The 21,544-nt window shown below is 60.9% G+C and carries 17 protein-coding genes and 1 pseudogene; 13 read left to right on the plus strand and 5 right to left on the minus strand.

All coding sequences use genetic code 11. The features are described from left to right. Positions 1-57 precede the first annotated feature (57 nt). Positions 58-336 carry a polyhydroxyalkanoic acid system family protein gene (locus EC919_RS13840; protein ID WP_065986644.1) on the minus strand — a complete coding sequence of 93 codons (279 nt, stop codon included), beginning with the start codon at positions 334-336 and terminating at the stop codon, positions 58-60. Positions 337-477: 141 nt separating this feature from the next. Between EC919_RS13840 and ubiE the strand changes: the two genes are divergently transcribed. From ubiE to EC919_RS13900, 12 genes and pseudogenes are all read left to right on the plus strand, one after another. Next, complete coding sequence (ubiE, locus tag EC919_RS13845; protein WP_122534362.1) at positions 478-1,248, plus strand: bifunctional demethylmenaquinone methyltransferase/2-methoxy-6-polyprenyl-1,4-benzoquinol methylase UbiE; 771 nt, start codon at positions 478-480, stop codon at positions 1,246-1,248. Then, a complete protein-coding gene (locus EC919_RS13850; RefSeq protein ID WP_133774750.1) occupies positions 1,248-1,871 on the plus strand; it encodes a ubiquinone biosynthesis accessory factor UbiJ in 624 nt (207 codons plus the stop codon). Before ubiE ends, EC919_RS13850 begins: the two co-directional genes overlap by 1 nt. Further along, positions 1,868-3,487, plus strand: a complete 1,620-nt coding sequence (ubiB, locus tag EC919_RS13855; protein ID WP_133774752.1) for a ubiquinone biosynthesis regulatory protein kinase UbiB — start codon at positions 1,868-1,870, stop codon at positions 3,485-3,487. Before EC919_RS13850 ends, ubiB begins: the two co-directional genes overlap by 4 nt. Positions 3,488-3,543: 56 nt before the next feature. Further along, positions 3,544-3,936, plus strand: coding sequence for a phosphoribosyl-AMP cyclohydrolase (gene hisI / locus EC919_RS13860; protein ID WP_133774754.1), 393 nt, complete (start codon positions 3,544-3,546; stop codon positions 3,934-3,936). A gap of 2 nt (positions 3,937-3,938) precedes the next feature. Continuing rightward, a complete protein-coding gene (locus tag EC919_RS13865) occupies positions 3,939-4,271 on the plus strand; it encodes a phosphoribosyl-ATP diphosphatase (RefSeq protein WP_133774757.1) in 333 nt (110 codons plus the stop codon). A 42-nt stretch (positions 4,272-4,313) separates the two neighbouring features. Next, on the plus strand, positions 4,314-4,598 hold the full coding sequence (locus EC919_RS13870; RefSeq protein WP_065986662.1) for a twin-arginine translocase TatA/TatE family subunit: 285 nt from the start codon (positions 4,314-4,316) through the stop codon (positions 4,596-4,598). Positions 4,599-4,608: 10 nt separating this feature from the next. After that, a pseudogene (tatB, locus tag EC919_RS27425) lies at positions 4,609-5,046 on the plus strand (Sec-independent protein translocase protein TatB); the annotation flags it as partial. Between the two features lie 137 nt (positions 5,047-5,183). Beyond that, positions 5,184-5,978 (plus strand): twin-arginine translocase subunit TatC, encoded by a 795-nt coding sequence (gene tatC, locus EC919_RS13880; RefSeq protein WP_133774761.1) that lies wholly within the window; start codon positions 5,184-5,186, stop codon positions 5,976-5,978. Continuing rightward, positions 5,975-6,682, plus strand: a complete 708-nt coding sequence (locus tag EC919_RS13885; protein WP_133774763.1) for a 16S rRNA (uracil(1498)-N(3))-methyltransferase — start codon at positions 5,975-5,977, stop codon at positions 6,680-6,682. The genes tatC and EC919_RS13885 overlap by 4 nt, the downstream gene beginning before the upstream one ends. 135 nt (positions 6,683-6,817) lie before the next feature. Further along, a complete protein-coding gene (locus EC919_RS27165; protein ID WP_166650540.1) occupies positions 6,818-6,994 on the plus strand; it encodes a hypothetical protein in 177 nt (58 codons plus the stop codon). Between the two features lie 127 nt (positions 6,995-7,121). After that, positions 7,122-9,038 carry a methyl-accepting chemotaxis protein gene (locus tag EC919_RS13895; protein ID WP_133774767.1) on the plus strand — a complete coding sequence of 639 codons (1,917 nt, stop codon included), beginning with the start codon at positions 7,122-7,124 and terminating at the stop codon, positions 9,036-9,038. 384 nt (positions 9,039-9,422) lie between these two features. Then, positions 9,423-11,366, plus strand: coding sequence for a methyl-accepting chemotaxis protein (locus EC919_RS13900; RefSeq protein ID WP_133774769.1), 1,944 nt, complete (start codon positions 9,423-9,425; stop codon positions 11,364-11,366). Positions 11,367-11,582: 216 nt separating this feature from the next. On the opposite strand, the gene mdoH is transcribed toward EC919_RS13900, so the two are convergent. From mdoH to pip, 4 genes are all read right to left on the minus strand, one after another. Further along, positions 11,583-14,180: a glucans biosynthesis glucosyltransferase MdoH gene (mdoH, locus tag EC919_RS13905; protein WP_133774771.1), complete on the minus strand. Its 2,598-nt coding sequence runs from the start codon at positions 14,178-14,180 to the stop codon at positions 11,583-11,585. Further along, positions 14,173-16,134 (minus strand): glucan biosynthesis protein G, encoded by a 1,962-nt coding sequence (locus EC919_RS13910; protein ID WP_133774773.1) that lies wholly within the window; start codon positions 16,132-16,134, stop codon positions 14,173-14,175. Before EC919_RS13910 ends, mdoH begins: the two co-directional genes overlap by 8 nt. 264 nt (positions 16,135-16,398) lie before the next feature. Beyond that, positions 16,399-16,836 carry a D-aminoacyl-tRNA deacylase gene (gene dtd, locus EC919_RS13915; RefSeq protein WP_133774775.1) on the minus strand — a complete coding sequence of 146 codons (438 nt, stop codon included), beginning with the start codon at positions 16,834-16,836 and terminating at the stop codon, positions 16,399-16,401. Further along, entirely contained in the window at positions 16,837-17,808 is a 972-nt protein-coding gene (gene pip / locus EC919_RS13920; RefSeq protein WP_133774777.1) for a prolyl aminopeptidase, read from the minus strand. A gap of 378 nt (positions 17,809-18,186) precedes the next feature. On the opposite strand from pip, the gene EC919_RS13925 reads away from it, so the two are divergent. Continuing rightward, positions 18,187-20,670 carry a glycogen/starch/alpha-glucan phosphorylase gene (locus EC919_RS13925; protein WP_133774779.1) on the plus strand — a complete coding sequence of 828 codons (2,484 nt, stop codon included), beginning with the start codon at positions 18,187-18,189 and terminating at the stop codon, positions 20,668-20,670. The last annotated feature ends 874 nt before the right edge of the window (positions 20,671-21,544 follow it).

The raw sequence follows: 21,544 nt of genomic DNA on the forward strand, positions 1-21,544 counted from the left end.
GACGTCATTGCGGCGGCAGATGCGCCGTGAAGTTAGGGGATCTATGCTTGCGGCCCCTCAGGCGGTCAGCACTTTGTCCAGCTGCCGCTCAACTTCCGATTGAATCGAACCGCTCATGGCCGAGAGGAAGAAGTTAAGGTCGATGTTGACCCGCACCCATTCATCTTCGACTGCGACCGTGCCTTTTGCGCCCTTGCCTTCCAGGGCCACGGTGTCGCCTGTCCACTCGTGCTCGATGCCGTATTTGTCGGACAGCTTCTGCAGCATGATCTCAGCCTTCTCGCGGGCCTTTTCCTTTCCCAGCGTGTGCTGGCGTTCCACGGTGATTCTGGCCACTGACGGGCTCCTGCTTCGGCTTAAATCGTCGGCGCACTATACCAGCGGCCCGGACCGAAGAAACTGTTGGCCGTGCGCCTTGTCAAGACAAAGCCAGCCCCGACGATTAGAATGGCGCCACTTTATTCCGGTGACAGCGATATGAATGATCCGCGCAAAGGCAGCGATGCCGAACCCATCACCCACTTCGGTTACAAAAACGTACCGGAAAGCCAGAAGGCCGAGAAAGTCGCCGAGGTGTTTCACTCCGTCGCGGCCAAATATGACCTGATGAACGACGTCCTGTCCGGCGGCATGCATCGCCTCTGGAAGCGCTTCACCATCGAACTGTCCGGCGTTCGCAGCGGCAACCGCGTGCTCGACATTGCGGGTGGCACCGGTGATCTGGCGAAGAAGTTTTCCCATCTTGTCGGCCCGACCGGCGAAGTCGTACTGGCCGACATCAACGCGTCGATGCTCAAGGTCGGCCGTGACCGCCTGCTCGATCGCGGCGTGGCCGGCAACATCAAGTTCGTCCAGGCCGACGCTGAAAAGCTGCCGTTCCCTGACAACTACTTTGACTGCGTGACCATCGCCTTCGGCCTGCGCAACGTGACGCACAAGGAAGACGCGATCCGCTCCATGCTGCGCGTGCTCAAGCCGGGTGGTCGTTTGCTGGTACTGGAATTCTCCAAGCCCACCAGCAAAGTCATGTCCAAGATCTACGACGCCTACTCGTTCGCCTTCATGCCGCTGGCCGGCAAGCTGATCACCAACGATTCGGAAAGCTACCGCTATCTGGCGGAGTCGATCCGCATGCACCCCGATCAGGAAACCCTGAAGTCAATGATGGTCCAGGCCGGTTTTGACCGCGTGACCTACCACAACATGACCTCCGGTATCGTTGCGCTGCATCGGGGCATCAAACCCTGATGCTGATCAACGGCTTGCTCGCCAGTGCCGAACACGGCATCAACCGCGTGCTGCGCATGGACAGCACCGCCTTGCCGCGCCTTGACCGGCTGAGCGGCAAGGTTATTGCGATTGAATGCACCCGCCCGGCATTTCATCTGCACGTACTGCCCAGTGACGACGGCCTGATGCTGGCGGCGAACTGGGAAGGCGGCGCTGACGTGACCTTGCGCGCACCCACTGCGAGCCTGATGCGCCTGGCGATGAGCAAAGACAAAAACGCCGTGCTGCACAGCCGGGAAGTCGAGCTGGACGGCGAAAGCGCCGTGCTGCTTGAGCTGGTGGGCGTGCTGCAGGATCTCGACCTCGATTGGGAATACGAGCTGCAACGCTGGCTCGGTCCCGTCGCCGCGCCCCTGATCGGTGGGCACCTGCGCAATAGCGCGCGCTGGACCCGCGACAGCGCGGCCAGCCTCAGCCACAACATGGCCGAATACCTGGCCGAAGAATCCCGCTCGCTGGTCGGCAAACGCGAGGCCGAAGCCCGCTTCGCCGAACTGGATCAGACCAAACAAGACCTGGAACGCCTCGAAGCCCGCTTCGAGCGTCTGGCCCACTCCCTCAAATCCAGCGATAACGCATGAGCCTGCTTGCCGTCCGCCGCCTGTTTCGCATCCAGCGTGTCGTAATCCGTTACCGCCTCGATGATCTGTTGTTCGCCCTGCCCCTGCCGTGGTGGCTGCTGGCCGTGCGCTTCGTGCTGCCATGGCGCTGGCTGCCGCGGCGCAAGAACGAATTGAGCCGTGGCGCGCGCCTGCGTCTGGCGTTGCAGGACCTGGGGCCGATTTTCATCAAGTTCGGGCAGTTGCTGTCCACCCGCCGCGACCTGCTGCCTGAGGACGTCGCCGACGAGCTGATGATGCTGCAGGACCGCGTGCCGCCGTTCGACTCCGCCAAGGCCGTTGCGCTGATCGAATCGCAGTTGGGCGCGAAGATCAGCGAAGTCTTCAGCCGTTTCGACGTCACCCCGCTCGCCTCCGCGTCTGTCGCTCAAGTTCACGCCGCGCGCCTGAAGACTGGCGAAGAAGTGGTGGTGAAGGTCGTGCGGCCGGGCTTGAAGCCGATCATTGGTTCTGATCTTGCGTGGCTGTTCATTCTGGCGAAGATTGCCGAGCGGGTTTCCGCAGACGCGCGACTGCTGCATCCGGTGGACGTGGTCGCCGATTACGAAAAAACCATTTACGACGAACTCGACCTGTTGCGCGAGGCGGCCAACTCCAGCCAGCTGCGCCGCAACTTCGAGGGCTCGACCATGCTTTACGTGCCGCAGGTCTATTGGGACTGGTGCCGGCCAAAGGTGTTGGTCATGGAGCGCATCTACGGCGTGCAAGTGACCGATCTGGCGACCCTCGCCGATCAGCGCACCGACATGAAGAAGCTGGCCGAGCGCGGCGTCGAGCTGTTCTTCACCCAGGTCTTCCGTGACAGTTTTTTCCACGCCGACATGCACCCGGGCAACATTTTCGTGAGCACGGTCACGCCGTGGGATCCGCAGTACATCGCTATCGACTGCGGCATCGTCGGCAGCCTGACCCCTGAGGATCAGGACTATCTGGCGCGCAACCTGTTTGCTTTCTTCAAACGCGACTACCGCCGTGTTGCACAGCTACACATCGACTCGGGCTGGGTGCCGGCCGAGACCAAGTTGAATGAATTCGAAGCGGCCATTCGTACCGTGTGCGAACCGATTTTCGAGAAGCCGCTGAAGGACATTTCTTTCGGACAGGTGCTGATGCGCCTATTCCAGACCGCTCGCCGCTTCAACATGGAAGTGCAGCCGCAACTGGTGCTGCTGCAAAAAACGCTGCTCAACATCGAGGGCCTCGGCCGTCAGCTGTACCCGGAGCTGGATCTCTGGGCGACCGCGCAGCCGTTCCTCGAACGCTGGATGCGTGAACGCGTCAGCCCGAAAACCCTGCTGGGCAACCTGCAATCCCAGGTCGAACAGATTCCGCATCTGGCCAACATGACCCGGGATCTGCTCGAGCGTCTGTCGCAGCCCCATCGTCACGATCCACCCCCGCCCTATCGGCGTGATGGCGATCATTGGGCCCTTCGCTTGCTCGGCGCTGGCCTGCTGGCCGGCGGCGTATTGTTGGCGATCACCCATACCCAGACCGGCGCAGCGCTGAACACGCTGAGTGCCTGGCCTGCCTTGCTGATGCTGGCGGCAGGCGTCTATCTGGTCGTTCGCCGATAGCCATCGGCGCGAGCCGCTGGCACACTAACCCTCCCCTGGAGCGGCCGGAGCCGATGATGAAAGACTGGCTGGACGAGATTAAGTGGGACAAGGACGGTCTGGTGCCCGCCATCGCGCAGGACCACAAGACCGGTCGCGTGCTGATGATGGCCTGGATGAACCGCGAAGCCTTGAGCCTGACTGCCAGCGAACAGCGCGCTATCTATTGGTCACGTTCGCGTGGCAAGTTGTGGCGTAAAGGCGAAGAATCGGGCCACGTGCAGAAGGTTCATGAACTGCGCCTGGACTGTGATGCCGACGTCATTATCCTGATGGTCGAGCAAATCGGCGGCATCGCTTGCCATACCGGCCGCGAGAGCTGCTTCTACCGCGTCTATGACGCCGCTGGCTGGAAGACTGTGGACCCGGTGCTCAAAGACCCGGACGCCATTTACCAAGCAGGACACTGAACATGACTGATACCTTGTCACGCCTTGCCGAGGTGCTTGAATCACGCAAAGGCGCGGCTGCCGACTCCTCTTACGTCGCCAGCCTTTATCACAAGGGACTGAACAAGATTCTGGAGAAGGTCGGCGAAGAGTCGGTCGAAACCATAATCGCTGCCAAGGACGCTGCCATCAGCGGTGACTGCAGTGATGTCATCTACGAAACCGCCGATTTGTGGTTCCACAGCATGGTGATGCTTGCCCAACTGGGCCAACACCCGCACGCCGTGCTCGATGAGCTGGACCGCCGTTTCGGCCTGTCCGGCCACGCCGAGAAAGCATCCCGCCCGGCGGAATAAACACCTGGGCTGCAGCCCGAAATTTCTTGTGAGGAACGCGTCATGGGCATTTTTGACTGGAAACACTGGATCGTCATTCTTGTGGTTGTCGTGCTGGTGTTCGGCACCAAGAAACTCAAGAACCTGGGCACTGACGTGGGTGAGTCGATCAAGGGCTTTCGCAAGGCCATGAATGACGACGACAAGCATCCGGAAGAGCCAACGGTTCAACCGCCGGTTCAGCCACAGCCGACTGCGCAGCCTGTGCCTCCGACTCAGCCGCTGCACCAGCCGCACACCATCGACGCTCAGGCACAACGAGTCGAAGACCCCCTCCGCAAAGACTAGGTCGTGACGCATGTTTGGTATCAGCTTTTCTGAACTGCTGCTGGTCGGCCTCGTTGCCCTGCTGGTGCTGGGCCCCGAGCGTCTGCCGGGCGCAGCACGGACGGCCGGGCTCTGGATCGGCCGCCTGAAACGCAGCTTCAATGCGATCAAACAGGAAGTTGAGCGCGAAATCGGCGCTGACGAGATTCGGCGTCAGTTGCACAACGAGCACATTCTTTCGCTGGAAGAAGAGGCTCGCAAGATCATGCAGCCTCAGCAACCGCCTGCTGCGCCTGTCGCCCCGGTGGCCCCGGTAACTGTTGCGCCGGCGCCGGCCGAACCTGCTGCCGAGACGCCGGCTTCACCGGCTCCGGCCTCCACGGCACCGGTTATCGGTGCGGCTGCTCCCGTACAGAGCGCCGACATTGGCCCGGCCGCCCCGGCCGAAAGCGCGTCGGTCACGCCGCCGCCCGTCCATGGAGAGCCTAAGGCCTCTGCGGACTCGCCTGCCGGGCCAGGATCTGCACCCGCGCCCGTGATCACCCCCGCAACAGCGGTGCAAAGCGCGCCTTCTGCCAACGATTCGTCACTGCCACCACGAGCCCCATGAGCGAAATTCCGGAAAACGACCAGCAAATGCCGCTGGTCTCGCACCTGACAGAACTGCGCTCGCGCCTGCTGCGCTGCGTGCTGGCGATCTTCGTGATCTTCGGCGCGCTGTTCTACTTCACCCAGAAGATCTACACCTTCGTTTCTGCTCCGCTGCGCAAGTTTCTGCCTGACGGCGCCACGATGATCGCGACCGATGTGGCCTCGCCGTTCATCACGCCGTTCAAGCTGACGATGATGGTGGCGCTGTTCCTGGCGATGCCGGTCATCCTGTATCAGATCTGGGGCTTCATTGCGCCAGGCCTGTACAAGCATGAAAAGCGCGTGGCAGTGCCGCTGCTGGTGTCTAGCATCATTCTTTTTTATGCCGGGATGGCGTTTGCCTACTTCCTGGTCTTCCCGCTGATCTTCCACTTCTTCGCCAGCGTTACCCCGGAAGGGGTGTCGATGATGACGGACATCGCCAGTTATCTGGACTTCGTCATGACGCTGTTCCTGGCCTTTGGCGTTGCGTTCGAGATCCCGGTGGCGGTTGTGCTGCTGGTGTGGATCGGCATCGTCGACGTCAAATACCTGAAGAAGATTCGCCCGTACGTGGTGATCGGCTGCTTCGTGGTCGGCATGATCCTCACCCCGCCGGACATCTTCTCGCAGACCCTCCTGGCCGTGCCGATGTGGCTGCTGTTTGAAATTGGTGTGTTGTGCAGTTCGATGATCACCAAGCGTGGCGATCATGAAGACGACGAAAAAGCCGAAGACGAACAGAGCCAACCGCCAGCGACCCAGCCGTGAACCTGCTGTTGCTTGAGGAAGCCGACTTCATCGCGGCGGACCGGGTTGTGCTGCGTGACCGGCGCCTCAAGCACATGCAGGAAGTGCATCGGAGCGAGGTAGGCGACAGCCTGCGGGTCGGCCGGGTTAACGGGCTTCTAGGCAGCGCACAGTTGCTGCGTCTGGAAGCTCGGGAAGCCGAGCTTTCGGTAAGCTTCGAGCACGCCCCGCCGGCAAAGCTCCCTCTGACGCTGATCCTCGCTTTGCCACGCCCGAAAATGCTGCGTCGGGTGTTTCAGACCGTGGCGACGATGGGGGTGCCCAAGGTCATCCTGGTCAACAGCTACCGCGTTGAAAAAAGCTTCTGGCAGACCCCCTTTCTGGAGCCTGCGGCGATTCGCGAGCAGTTGATTCTCGGGCTGGAGCAGGCCCGGGACAGCGTGCTGCCGGAGATTGTCATCGAAAAGCGCTTCAAGCCGTTCGTTGAAGACCGCCTTCCCGCTGTTGTTGAAGGCACGCTGGGATTGGTCGGCCATCCGGGTGATTTCCCGGCCTGCCCGCGCGCGGTCGAGCAGCCTGTCACCCTGGCCATCGGTCCTGAAGGCGGCTGGATTCCCTACGAAGTCGACCTTTTGCAGGCCTCGGGCCTGAATCCCGTCCAACTGGGCACGCGGATCCTGCGCGTCGAAACCGCCGTGACCGCGCTGCTCGCCCGACTGTTTTAATGCTGCGTTGGATCTGCCTCTAGCGAGGCGCCTGGTTTGCTGCCGCTTCGCGCCAGTTCGCGGGCAAGCGCGCTCCTACGCCCTTCGGGCAGAATCCAAGGCAAAGCGCCGACATACGGACGCGCGGGACTCGCAATGAGCATCCGCATCCGCATCAGCATCAGCATCAGCATCAGCATCAGCATCAGCATCAGCATCCGTACCCGCATTCGCACCCGCATCCGCATCCGCATCAGCGATACTCCACATGACGATCAATACCGAACCCATCTCTGCCGATCAATGCCTGACCCGCTTCTGCCGAAGGCGTAGGAGCGCGCTTGCCCGCGATCGGCTGCGCAGCAGTCGTGAAACCTGCCCACCCTCCCTCACACCCCGCTTCAGTTCCTCGCCCACCGGCCGATGCACAGGCGTCTATAAAAATTCGCAAGGAATCATCATGTCTGGCTGGTTTACCCAACGCCTTGGAAATATGAGCGTCCGTCTCAAACTCGGCATCGGTTTCGGCGTGGTGCTGTTGCTCACGCTGCTCATCACGGCGACGGGCTGGTCAAGCGTGAAGGCAGTGATCGAGCGCGGCGACAAGCTGGGGATGATCTCGCAGATCAGTGAGCGGACGATGGATCTGCGCACGGCACGCATGGTGTATGAAACCCAATACAGCGCTGAAGCCGCAACGGCTGTCATGACCGCGCTGGACAAGCTCGATGCCGACCTGAAAACCGGCCAGAGCATGGTCAAAAGCCCTGACGATCTTAAACTGATGGACGCTCAAGCTCAGGACGCCGGCGAATACCGCCGCGCCTTTGCCGACATGACCCAAGCCATCCAGACCCGCGAAGCCAGCCGAGCCAACCTGGGGACTACCGCCGATGCCGCTGTGGATGTCGTCAAAAAGATCGAAGAAGCATTGATCCAGCACGACAACATCCTGCAATTCAACAGCGCAGTGGATGTGAGCAAACAGATTCAGCAGGCACGCTTTCAGGTGCGCGGCTATACCTTCAGCGGCAAACCGGAATTCGAAAAGAACGCCACCGCCGCCATCGACGAAGCCATCGTCGGAGTCAACACGCTGGCGGGCGATGTTTCCTCCCAATACATACCGCAGCTGCAAAAGGCCAACCTGGCGCTCAAAGGCTACCGCGACGCTGTCGGTCAATACCGTGACGCACAACTGGTCAGCGTTCAGGCGCTGGCGAAGATGACCGAGCTGGGCCAGCAACTGCTCGACGTCAGCGGCAAATTGAACATTTCGCAAAACGCCAAGCGCGATGCAGACACCCGTCAGGCTCTATCAACCCTGGTCATCGTTACGATAGTGGCCCTGATCCTCGGTGTTATCGCCGCCTGGGTCATCACCCGGCAAATCACCGTGCCGCTGGGCGAGACGCTCGTTGCCGTCGAGCGCGTGGCGTCCGGTGATCTGACCCACAACTTAAGCGTTGACCGGCGCGACGAGCTTGGTCAGTTGCAGGGCAGCATCCAGCGCATGACGGTGGAGCTGCGCCAATTGATCGGCGGGATCGGCGAAGGTGTGACCCAGATCGCCAGCGCCGCCGAAGAGCTGTCGGCGGTTACCGAACAGACCAGTGCCGGGGTCAACAGCCAGAAGATCGAGACCGACCAGGTGGCGACCGCGATGCACGAAATGACCGCCACGGTGCAGGAAGTGGCGCGTAACGCCGAAGAAGCGTCCGAGGCTGCCGTAGCCGCCGACCTCCAGGCGCGCGAAGGCGACAAAGTGGTCAACGAGGCCATTGCGCAAATCGAGCGTCTGGCGACCGAAGTGGGTCACTCCACCGAGGCGATGGCTGAACTCAAGCGCGAGAGCGACAAGATCGGCAGCGTCCTTGATGTGATCAAGTCCGTCGCACAGCAAACCAACCTCCTCGCCCTGAACGCTGCTATCGAAGCCGCGCGGGCTGGCGAGGCCGGGCGCGGATTTGCCGTGGTCGCGGACGAAGTGCGCAGCCTGGCGCAGCGCACGCAAAAGTCCACGGAAGAGATCGAAGAGCTGATTTCCGGCCTGCAGAACGGCACCCGGCAAGTGGCGACGATCATGGACAACAGCCGCGAACTCACGGTCAGCAGTGTTGAGCTGACCCGCCGCGCCGGCACCTCCCTGGAAAGCATCACCCGCACCGTGTCTGCGATTCAATCCATGAACCAGCAGATCGCCGCAGCGGCCGAGGAGCAAAGCGCCACCGCCGAGGAGATCAATCGCAGCGTGCTCAACGTGCGCGACGTGTCGGAACAGACCTCGGCGGCCAGCGAGGAAACTGCCGCATCGAGCGTCGAGCTCGCGCGACTGGGCAGCCATCTGCAAGCACTGGTGGGCCGCTTCCGGGTCTGACTAATCGCCCGGAGCGGTTCGCACAATCTTGCTGACCGTATGCAATTCCCCTGTAGAAGCCGGCGTGCTGGAGGTATGCAATTCTCCTGTAGGGCCGGCCTGCTGACCGTATGCAATTCTCCTGTAGGAGCCGGCTTGCTGGCGAATGCGGTGCATCAGTAGCAGAGATGTTGACTGAACCACCACGTTCGCCAGCAAGCCGGCTCCTACGGTTTAGCGGACTGAAACTAGCCATACCACTACCGAAACAGCCTCCCCGGCGGGCGGAATGTGTGACACGCGTCACCCCTTCCCGCCCCTCGGAAATCTCCTACGACCTGATCAGGTCACGCCTCCGCTTTCCCTGCCGATGCGCGTTTATCGCTCATCCGCAGGAGACGCATCATGCTGCAAGGCATCAACCGGGCGCTGGCCAATACCAGCGTCAAACTCAAACTCTCGCTGGGCTTTGGCCTGGTTCTGCTTCTGACCCTGGCCATAACGCTGACCGGCTGGCATGGGCTCGACACCATGATCGAGCGCTCGGAGTCATTGACCTCCATCGCCCAACTCAACGCGATGACCAAAGACCTGCGCGCCGAGCGCATTGTCTTTCGGGTAGAAAACACCGCTGACAGCGCCTCTCGGGTCGTTGACCGCATCAACGAGATCGAGGCGCATCTGGCGGTACTGCGTGACGACGCCCCGCCTGCCGACATCCTCAAGCTGCTCAATGGGCAGAGCGACACTGTCAGGGCGCTCGAAGCCACCTTTGCCGATCTGGCCAAGCTGTTAAGTGCGCGAGCAGATGCACGTGCGCAACTGGCCGCTCTGTCTGAGGAGGCGATCAAGTCGATCGGTCAGGTGGAAAGCGAGGTCTTGAAAGCCGTCAGTCAGGAGCAGGACAGCAGCGAGCGTCTTGGGGAGTTCACCAACATCCAGCAATTGCGCGGCCAGGTGCAAAACGCCCGTTACGAAGTCCAGGCGTACGTGTTCAGCGGCAAAGAGTCCTACGAGATCGCCGCCATTACCGCCATCGACGAAGCGCTCAAGGAAGTCGAGCAGATCGCCAGCGATCAGGCCGATGGCAATGTCAGCGAATTGCTCGACGCCCGTAAGACGCTGCTCAAGTACCGAGAGCACATGGGTCAGTTCAAGGACCTGCAGGTCAAGGTTGAAGCGGCTCAGGAGTCCATGGAGGCGCTGAGCGAGAGCCTGCTCACCTCCACCGGCGAGATCACGGCACTGCAAGGTCAGCGCCGTGATGCCGAAGCCACTCAGTCGCGGCAGACACTCAGCGGTGTCGCAGGGCTGGCAATGCTCCTCGGCCTGCTCGCGGCGTGGCTGATCACCCAGCAGATCATCACGCCGCTACGGCTGACCTTGAGTGCCGCTGCGCGCATCGCCAAGGGTGATCTGAGTCAGGACCTGGAAGTCGGCCGTCGCGACGAGATGGGTATGCTCCAGCGCAGCATGCAGGACATGACCCTGAGCCTGCGCCAGCTCATCAGTGGCATCAGCGACGGCGTGACCCAGATCGCCAGCGCGGCCGAGCAATTGTCCGCCGTCACTGCTCAAACCAGCGTGGGCGTCACCAGCCAGAAAGACGAAACGGACTGCGTCGCCACGGCGATGAACCAGATGACCTCGACCGTGATGGAAGTGGCCCGCAATGCGGAAGAAGCCAGCGAGGCGGCGCGGCACGCTGATCAGCAGGCGCGGGACGGCGACAAGGTGGTCAACGACGCCATCGCGCAGATCGAGCGTCTGGCACTGGAGGTGAATAATTCGACTGAAGCCATGGGCAAGCTAAAGCTGGAGAGCGACAAGATCGGCGGGGTGCTCGACGTGATCAAGTCGGTGTCACAGCAGACCAATCTACTCGCACTGAACGCCGCTATCGAGGCCGCCCGGGCAGGCGAAGCGGGACGCGGATTTGCGGTGGTGGCCGATGAAGTTCGCGGCCTGGCGCAACGCACTCAGGAATCCACCGAGGAAATCGAAGTGCTCATCGCAGCGCTGCAAACCGGCACCCAGCAAGTGGTCATGACCCTTGATGCCAGCCGAGCCCTGACCTACAACAGCGTCGAGTTGAGTCGCCAGGCCGGCAGCGCGCTGGGACACATCACACGCACAGTGTCGACGATTCAGGCGATGAACCAGCAGATCGCTGCGGCGGGCGAGGAACAGAGCAGCGTGGCGGAGCAGATCAACCGCAGCGTGCTCAACGTTCGGGATGTGTCCGAGCAAACCGCAGCATCCAGCGAAGAAACCGCCGCTTCAAGCATCGAACTGGCGCGGTTGGGCGTGCAGTTGCAGGAGATGGTCGGGAAGTTTCGGGTGAGTTGATTGCGGAGATAGCACCTCCTCACGTGTAGGAGCGCGCCTGCCCGCGATTGCGGTGGGGCAGACGACTTGTGATTTGCTGACGGAATGCTTTCGCGGGCAAGCGCGCTCCTACAATTGATTTGCGCATGGCCATGAGCCCTGCGCAGACGTCCGCAGGCTGGACACAAAAACGCCGCCGAAGATCACTCTTCGGCGGCGTTTTGCTCAGCGCATGAATCAGGCGTGGACGGGGGTCGCGTCATTCACATGGGTCGCTGGCTGCAGAGGCAGCAGCGGCGCATGGGGATCGGCTTCCACCGACGCGCGCCAGGCATTGAGCCAGGCAGAATTCCCTTCGCTCCAGACCAGCTCGTGCAACCGAGCCAGCGCTACCGGATCGCTCAGCAATTGCAGGCGCTCATGGTTGTTCAGGAGCTCAGGACCGCCCTTGATCGCATGACGCACACGCTCGACACGCATCCACTCGATCGGCTCGGCATCACGATGGCGAGAGGTCGCCAGCGCGCAGGCCAAAGCGTTCTGCTGTGGATCAACCACGGCGCGAACAAAGCCGTCGTTCAGCGCGTGCCAGCGATTCTCGTGGGTGTACTTGTCAGTGGACACCAGCTCTTGAGGCGGCGTGTGCTCTTCCGGAATCAGGAACAGCTTGGTGTCACGCGCCTTCAAGCCCAGGTTTGTACGGCTGGAAATCACCGACACCGGGATCGACAGCATCAACGAACCTACGATCGGCACCAGCCACCACAGGAAGCTCGGGTTCAGCCAGGCCACCAGCAGCGCCCAGCAGAAACCCAGCAGCGTCTGCGGGCCGTGACGCTTGACCGCTTCGCTCCACGGCGTGGAGTCATCATCACGCTGCGGCGAGTTCCACGTCGCTGCCCAGCCCAGGAAAGCAGCCAGTACAAAGCGGGTGTGGAAGATCATGCGCACTGGCGCCAGCAGCATGGAGAACAGCATTTCCAGCAGCATCGACATAGTGACCTTGATACGACCACCAAAGCCGGTCGCGCCCTTGGCCCAGATCAGAATCACGCTGAGCAGCTTCGGCAGGAACAACAGCACGACCGTCGTGGAGAACAAGGCGACGGCTTTTTCCGGGTGCCACTGCGGCCACAACGGATACAGCTGACGCGGCTCCATGAAGTAGGTCGGCTCCATCAGCGTGTTCACCGCCAGCAGCGCGGTGGACAACACCAGGAAGAAGAACCACAGCGGCGCCGACAGATACGACATCACCCCGGTCAGGAACACCGCGCGGTGCACCGGGTGCATGCCTTTGACCAGGAACAGCCGGAAGTTCATCAGGTTACCGTGGCACCAGCGACGGTCACGCTTGAGTTCGTCCAGCAGGTTCGGGGGCAACTCTTCGTAACTGCCCGGCAGATCGTAAGCAATCCACACGCCCCAGCCGGCACGGCGCATGAGCGCGGCTTCGACGAAGTCGTGGGACAGAATCGCGCCCGCAAACGCACCCTTCCCGGGCAGCGGCGCGAGGGCGCAGTGCTCGATGAACGGCTTCATGCGAATAATCGCGTTGTGACCCCAATAGTGGGATTCACCCAACTGCCAGAAGTGCAGGCCGGCTGTGAACAGCGGGCCGTATACGCGAGTCGCGAATTGCTGCATGCGGGCATACAGCGTGTCCATGCCCGAGGCACGTGGCGCGGTCTGGATGATGCCGGCGTCCGGCGTCGCTTCCATCAAACGCACGAGGCTGGTCAGGCATTCGCCGCTCATGACCGAGTCAGCGTCAAGCACGACCATGTAGCGGTATTCACCGCCCCAGCGACGGCAGAAGTCATCGAGGTTACCGCTCTTGCGCTTAACGCGACGACGGCGACGACGGTAGAAGATCTTGCCGAAACCACCGGTTTCACGGCACACGTCCAGCCAGGCTTGTTGCTCGGCCACACAGATGTCGGTTTCGTTGGAGTCGCTGAGAATGAAGAAGTCGAAACGATCCAGATCGCCCGTGGCTTTCACCGATTCGAACGTAGCCCGCAGACCCGCGAATACGCGCGGCACGTCTTCGTTGCAGATCGGCATCACCAGCGCAGTGCGCGCACCGGCTTCGATCGGCTCGTGGCCCGCGCTGGCACCGGAAATACGGTACTTGTCGTGGCCAGTCAGCAGTTCGAGGAAGCCCATCAGCGCGGTCCAGAAACCTGCCGATACCCAGCAGAACAGAATCCCGAACAACAAGAGGATGCTGGTTTGCAGCGCATACGGCATGACCTGAACAGCGGTCTGCCAAAGGGTCTGGTGACTGATTTCGTCGAACGAAACCAGCGACCAGCCCTGGTACGGCAGGATGCCTTTCATGTAGAAGCCGGCGACGATGGTCTGGCCCAGCATGAGGATCAACAAAATGTAGCGACGGATCGAACCCACGGTGCGCCAGCGCGCCTTCGGCAGATCGCGAGGCAGATCGTCCTTGGGCGGCGGCGGATTGGTCTTCCCGGTCAGTCGACGCCAGCCGCGGTGAAGGATGTTGGTCCGCCACGGCTCCGGCACGACCTTGGTCCGACGGATCGGCGGCGTGGCTTTCAGGACAACGCGGCCGCTGGCGTCGACACTCAGCATCTCGGCTTCGTGCAGTTCATCAGCGGTCGTCAGGGTCAGGCGACGACCCACCGAAGCCTGGGAGGCCTCGGCAGGGTCAGCGACGGTTTGCGCCGAAAGGCGCTCGTGCAGCTCAGCGAACGAGGTGCAGCTGGCAAGTTCTGCCCGCTGCGCGTCGGTCATCGGCAAATGCGCCAGGTACTCGCTGAGAGACTCATTCAAAGGCTCTGGCACCGCGTGTGAATTACTCATCGGCTGGCAACTGGTAGCTCCAGGTTTCGGTCAGGACTTGTTGAATCATGGCCGGCCCCTGTTGGGTGGATGCAGCCTCTACCGCTGGCTGCGGGGTATCTTTCATGCCTTTGTTGGCCTTGGCAGCGTCGCCCAGGGCGGCTTCAGGCTTGTACGCCTCGTCCGACTTGGCTTCGGCAACCTTGGTGGCATCGGCTGACTTGGCAGCATCTTTGCTGTCCGCTTTAGGGCCTTTGGCGTTCGCTTCCTTCGCATCACCGGCCTTCAAAGCGTCGGTTTTGACGATTTCGGCTTTCTCGTCCTTCGGTGCAGCAACCACTGGCGCCGCAGCAACAGCCGCTTTGGCATCAGCCTTGGTGGCCGGCTTCTTGTCCGACTTGTCAGCAGTGATCACCGCTGGCTCCTTGCCTGGCTCGGCAGGGGTTTCGCGCAGCAGGTAAGCACGCATTTCAACCGACTTGCCCGGATCCTTGACCTTCAGGCGCAGCGTCAGGCGCCAGCCTTTGGTCACCGGGTTGTAGCGCAGGTTGTTCTCGACCAGATCGGTGTTGTCGTCGGTGATGACCTGACTGCGGATCGACGGATCTTCGCCCAGTTTCGCGAGGGTCGGGCCAACGAAGTCGACCAGGTAGGCAACGCTGCCGTCAGGCTGACGAATCAGGTTCGATTGCTTCACGTCACCGGTGGAGCGCAGGGTCTGCTTGACCCAGCCCAGATCAGGCGAGTGAATGGCATCCTCATCCATGGTCCAGTGCAGACGGTAGTTGAAGTCGATCGGCTGACCCGGCTCTGGCTGGGTTTCCGGCTTCCAGAACGCAACGATGTTGTCGTTGGTTTCGTCGGCAGTCGGGATTTCGACCAGATCAACAGTGCCCTTGCCCCAGTCGCCCTTCGGCTCGATCCAGGCGCTTGGACGCTTGTCGTAGCGGTCGTCCAGGTCTTCGTAATGGCTGAAATTGCGGCCACGTTGCAGCAGACCGAAACCGCGCGGGTTCTCGACCGAGAAGCTGCTGACCGAGAGGTGTTTAGGGTTGTTCAGCGGACGCCAGATCCACTCGCCATTGGCGGCCTGGATCGACAGACCGCTGGAGTCGTGCAGCTCGCGACGGTAGTTGAGGACTTTCGACGGCTGATTGGCACCGAACAGGAACATGCTGGTCAGCGGGGCTACGCCCAGTTTGCCGACCTTGTCACGCAGGTACATGCGCGACTGGACATCAACCAGTGAGTTGGTGCCCGGACGCAGAGTCAGCTTGTACGCACCAGTGGCACGAGGGGAGTCGAGCAGGGCGAAGATGACCAGATGGTTGTCATCCGGGTTCGGCTTCTCGATCCAGAATTCGGTGAAGCGAGGGAATTCCTCACCCGATGGCATGGCCGTGTCGATCGCCATCCCGCGCGCAGAAAGACCGTAAACCTGACCTTTGCCGATGACGCGGAAGTAGCTCGCGCCCAGCATGGTCATGATTTCGTCTTGCTTGTCGTCTTTGTTGATCGGGTAGGTGACGCGGAAACCGGCGTAGCCCAGGTTCTCGGTCGACTTGGGATCGAACTTCACGTCGCCGAAATCGAAGCGACTTGGGTCGTACTTGATCTCGTTGACGGAGTTGGCAGTGACTTCGTTGATTTTGACCGGGGTGTCGAAGTGCATGCCCTGGTGGTAGAACGAGACCTTGAACGGGGTCTTGTCATTGGCCCATTCAGCTTTGTCTTGCAGGAAGCGGATCTTTTGATAATCCGCGAACTTCATGTCGCGGAATTCGGCCGGAAGATTGCTCTTCGGCGCGGTGAATTTCTGTCCGGCCAGATCTTTGGCCTTTGTCGCCACGTCGTCGAGGTCGAACGCCCAGAGCTGACTGGCGCCGAACAGACAAAACAAAGCCGACCCTGCCAGCAGCGCGCTGCGCAAGCGGCCGCCCGGGTTCTTTGGTGCATTACATGGACTAACAATCACGAGCAACCCTCGCCGAAAACAGATGAAGAAACCAACGGCCAGCTATCAAATGCCGGGTTGGCGAGCATTGTTCCGACTCCAAAAGGGGCCAATGATTCCCCAAGCGGTGTCGGACCAGTCTGCGTTTTACCGATTTGACGGGCCTTGGCCCGTCTTTGTAGCGCGCGATTATCCAGTAGCTCGCGTTACAACGCATCAGGTGACGCAAACTATTTATTGCGTTTAAAGCGCGTAAATCCGGGGCCATCAAACAGGCCGGGCTGTTCAGGTCTCAAGCAAAAATGTCACGGGGCCATCATTGATCAGATGCACCTGCATATCTGCACCAAACTGGCCCGTTTCCACCGTGGCGTGAGAGGTTTTGGCCTTTGTCACCAGATAGCCAAACAGCTCGGCGCCGAGGGCCGGGGGTGCAGCTTTTGAAAAGCTCGGCCGCATCCCGCTTTTAGTATCCGCCGCCAGTGTGAACTGAGAGACCAGCAGTAACCCGCCGTTAACGTCGTTTAACGAAAGATTCATCTTCCCGTCGGCGTCACTGAACACCCGGTAGTTAAGCAGCTTGTGCACCATCTTGTCGGCGCTGACGGGCGTGTCTTGAGGCTCGATGCCAATCAGGACCATTAATCCTTGATCAATCGCGCCAATGGTCTGGCCGGCGACGTCGACGCGCGCCTGGGAAACGCGCTGAAGCAAGGCTTTCATTCAGGCCTCTTCCGGCGGCAAATCCAGCAAACGTCGCGCCACTTCTGACGCTGCGCGCACCAATGCGTCGGTGATTCCCGGTTCGGACGCCGAGTGCCCGGCGTCGCGGATGACCTGCAGCTCACTGTTCGGCCACGCCTGATGCAGCTCCCAGGCGTTGTCCAGCGTACAGATCATGTCGTAGCGGCCATGCACAATGATGCCCGGCAGATGGGCGATCTTCGGCATGTCGCGAATCAGCTGGTTTTCTTCGAGGAATGCGCCGTTGGTGAAGTAATGACACTCGATGCGCGCGATGGACAAGGCGCGATGGGGCTCGGTGAAACGATCGACCACCTGCGGGTTCGGACGCAACGTGGCAGTGCGCCCTTCCCAGGTCGACCACGCCTTGGCGGCGTGCATCTGGGCGATCTGGTCGGTGCCGGTGAGGCGCTTGTGGAATGCGGCGAGCACGTCGTGGCGTTCGTCCGGCGGAATCGGCGCCATGTAGTCCTGCCAGTAATCCGGGAAAAGGCGGCTCGCGCCTTCCTGATAGAACCACTTGATGTCCTGGGGCCGGCTTAGAAAGATGCCGCGCAAAATCAGTGCATGAACCCGATCAGGGTGCTTTTGCGCGTAAGCCAGGGAAAGCGTGGAACCCCACGAGCCACCGAACACCACCCATTTGTCGATGCCAAGGTGAGTGCGAATGCGTTCGAGGTCATCGACCAGATGCCAGGTGGTGTTGTTTTCCAGACTGGCGTGAGGAATTGACCGGCCGCAGCCGCGCTGATCGAAGGTGATGATGCGGTAGAGGTTCGGGTCGAAGTAGCGGCGGCTCTGTGCATCGCATCCCGAACCCGGCCCGCCGTGGATGAAGATGACCGGCAGGCCGTCCGGCGAGCCGCTTTCATCGACATACAGCACATGCGGCTCTTCCACTGCCAGATCGTGCCGGGCGTAAGGTTTGATCTGCGGGTACAAAGTCTGCATAGGTGCTCCAAAAGTCCAGTTCAGGGCTGCGGTCTATCTGCCGTGGGGCATCATAAACCCGAATCGGCGAATGAACATGCCTGCCTGATTCTGGCCAACTGTGATCCCCTGTTTCACGCGGCATATGCCCGCTGAAAGCAAGCATGAGCATAATCAACGCCAGAGTGGAACGATCAATGCAAGCCGTCTCCCGATCATGGGAAAGCGCCAGAGATTCGCCGCCGGTGTGCAATGACGGCGAACCGAGGTAGCTTGTTCGAGTCGAACCGAGGGTCGTGCAACCGCGTATTTTTCATCCGACCAGGAGGAAATAACCAATGACACGCCCTACAGTCAACCCACCCATTTAATCGTCAAAACAACTTGAGGTCGTACCCGATGTCTCCGGAACCCAACGTTCGTGACGCTGAAGTGGCAGCCTTCCGAGAAGCTGTGCTGAACAAACTCGAGTTTGCCGTCGGTAAAGACCCCGACCATGCCTTCGACCATGACTGGTTTATGGCAATCGCCCTGGCGACTCGCGACAAAATGGCCGAGCGCTGGATGAACCACACGCGCTACGTCTACAGGCAGGAAAAAAAGCGCGTCTATTACCTCTCCCTCGAGTTCCTGATCGGCCGTCTGATGTTCGACAGCCTGAGCAACCTGGGCATTCTCGAAACCGCGCGCGAAGCGTTGAAAGGCCTGAACGTCGACCTTGAGCAGATTCGCTCGCTGGAGCCTGACGCTGCGTTGGGCAACGGCGGCCTCGGCCGTCTGGCCGCGTGCTTCATGGAAAGCATGTCGACCCTCGGCATTGCCGGTCATGGCTACGGCATTCGTTACGAGCACGGCCTCTTCCGTCAGGCCATCGTCGATGGCTGGCAGCAGGAGCAGACCGAGAACTGGCTGGACTTCGGTAACCCGTGGGAATTCGAACGCCCTGAAGTGATTTACCAGATCGGTTTCGGCGGCAGCGTGCAGCCCCAGCTTGATGCAGCCGGCGCGCCTGTTCTCGATGCCTCAGGCGAAACCCGTCAGGTCTGGACCGCCGGCGAAACCGTCCGCGCGATTGCTTACGACACCCCGGTTGTGGGCTGGCGCGGCAAGGCGGTGAACACGCTGCGCTTGTGGCGTGCGCGCGCCGTGGAAGACCTGCACCTGGAACGCTTCAACGCCGGCGACCACGTCGGGGCGGTGGCGGAAGTGGTGCGGGCAGAAAGTATTTCCCGAGTGCTTTACCCGAACGACAGCACCGAAGCGGGCCAGGAACTGCGCCTGCGTCAGGAATTCTTCTTTGTCTCGGCGTCGCTGCAGGACTTGCTGCGCCGCCACAAGAACATGGGCTACAGCATCAGCAGCCTGCCGGAACACGTGGCCATCCAGATGAACGACACGCACCCGTCGATCGCCGTGGCGGAGCTGATGCGCGTTCTGATCGACCTGCATGACGTGGAATGGGACGAGGCCTGGCGCATCACCGTCGGAACCTTGGCGTATACCAACCACACGCTGTTGCCTGAAGCACTGGAAACCTGGTCGGTTGGCCTGATGGAGCGCATGTTGCCGCGCCACATGCAGATCATTTATATGATCAACGCCCAGCACATCGACAAGGTTCGCCAGGACTTCAAAGACGACCCTGGCCTGTTCGACCTGCTGCGCGCCGTCTCGCTGATCGAGGAAGACAACGGCCGTCGCGTGCGCATGGGTAACCTGGCGTTCCTCGGCTCGCACAGCGTGAACGGTGTGTCTGCGTTGCACACGCAGTTGATGCGCAAGACCGTTTTCGCCCATCTGCACAAGCTGCACCCGGACCGCATCAACAACAAAACCAACGGCATCACCTTCCGCCGCTGGTTGTTCCAGTCCAACCCGCAACTGACTTCGATGTTGGTCAACGAGTTGGGCGAACAAGTGCTCGACAACCACGAGACCGCGCTGCTGAAACTGGAGCCGCTGGCCGACGACGCACGTTTCCAGAAGGAATTCGCCGCTCAGCGCCTGCAAAGCAAGCAAGCGCTGGCCACGATCATTCAGGATCGCATGGGCATCGCGGTTAACCCTGAGGCGATGTTTGACGTGCAGGTCAAACGCATCCACGAGTACAAGCGTCAACTGTTGAACCTGTTCCACACGGTGGCGCTGTATCAGGCCATGCGTGCCGACCCGAGCACCGACTGGGTGCCGCGGGTGAAGATCTTCGGCGGCAAGGCGGCGGCCAGTTATCACTCGGCCAAGCTGATCATCAAGCTGACCAACGACATCGCACGCACGGTCAACAACGACCCTACGCTGCGCGGTCGTTTGAAAGTGGTGTTCATGCCCAACTACAACGTCAGCCTGGCGGAAAGCATCATTCCGGCGGCGGATTTGTCGGAGCAGATTTCCACGGCAGGTCTGGAAGCGTCCGGTACCAGCAACATGAAGTTCGGCCTCAACGGCGCACTGACCATCGGCACCCTCGACGGCGCCAACGTCGAAATGAGCGAGCAGGTCGGCCTGGAGCACATGTTCATCTTCGGCATGACCGCGCAGGAAGTCGAAGCGCGCAAGCATGCCGGCGAGTTCAACGCGCATCAGGACATCGCCGCGTCCGGGCGTTTGAATGACGTGCTGCAAGCGATCCGTGGCGGGGTGTTCTCGCCGGATGATCCGTATCGCTATGCCGGGCTGATCGATCAGTTGATCAACTACGACCGCTTCTTCGTCTGCGCTGACTTCGAGTCGTACTGGCACGCCCAGGCCAAGGTGGAAGCGCACTGGCACGATTCGAAACAATGGTGGCGCTCGGCGGTGCTCAACACCGCGCGCATGGGCTGGTTCTCTTCGGACCGGACCATTCGCGAGTACGCGACCGAAATCTGGAACGCGCTGGATTAAAAGCGTTGAGGTGATCGTTTCTCCCCGAAACGATCACCGCTGCTTTGCATAGGCAGCCCACTGAAATGACGGGTTCTATGCCCCCCCTGTAGGAGTCGGCTTGCTGGCGAACGCTTTGGGTCAGCTGCCTGAGAGGCAACTGGCGGGACGCGTTCGCCAGCAAGCCGGCTCCTACGGGGTTCTGTGCATAACCGTGAACTTCGAAACGCCGCAAAAACCAATGTAGGTGCGCGCTTGCCCGCGAAGGCGTTGGGTCAGCTGCCTGGGAGGTGGCTGGCGGCACGCGTTGGCCAGCAAGCCGGCTCCTACGGGTTCTGTGGAATAACCGCGAATTTCGAAACGCCGCAAAAACCAATGTAGGAGCGCTTGCCCGCGAAGGCGTTGTGTCAGCTGCCTGGAAGGTGACTGGCAGCACGCGTTCGCCAGCAAGCCGGCTCCTACGGGGTTCTGTGGATAACCGTGAATATCGAAATGCCGCAAAAACCAATGTAGGAGCGCGCTTGCCCGCGAAGGCGTTGGATCAGCTGCCTGGAAGGCAACTGGCAGGGCGCGTTCGCCAGCAAGCCGGCTCCTACGGGTTCTGTGGATAACCGTGAACTTCGAAACGCCGGAAAAACTAATGTAGGAGCGCGCTTGCCCGCGAAGGCGTTGGATCAGCTGCCTGGAAGGTGACTGGCAGGACGCGTTCGCCAGCAAGCCGGCTCCTACGGGGTTCTGTGCATAACCGTGAACTTCGAAACGCCGCAAAAACCAATGTAGGAGCGCGCTTGCCCGCGAAGGCGTTGGGTCAGCTGCATGCGAGGTGGCTGGCGGCACGCGTTCGCCAGCAAGCCGGCTCCTACGGGTTCTGTGCATAACCGTGAACTTCGAAACG

Origin of the sequence: Pseudomonas graminis (genome assembly GCF_004364335.1) — a bacterium.
Taxonomy (GTDB): domain Bacteria; phylum Pseudomonadota; class Gammaproteobacteria; order Pseudomonadales; family Pseudomonadaceae; genus Aquipseudomonas; species Aquipseudomonas graminis_D.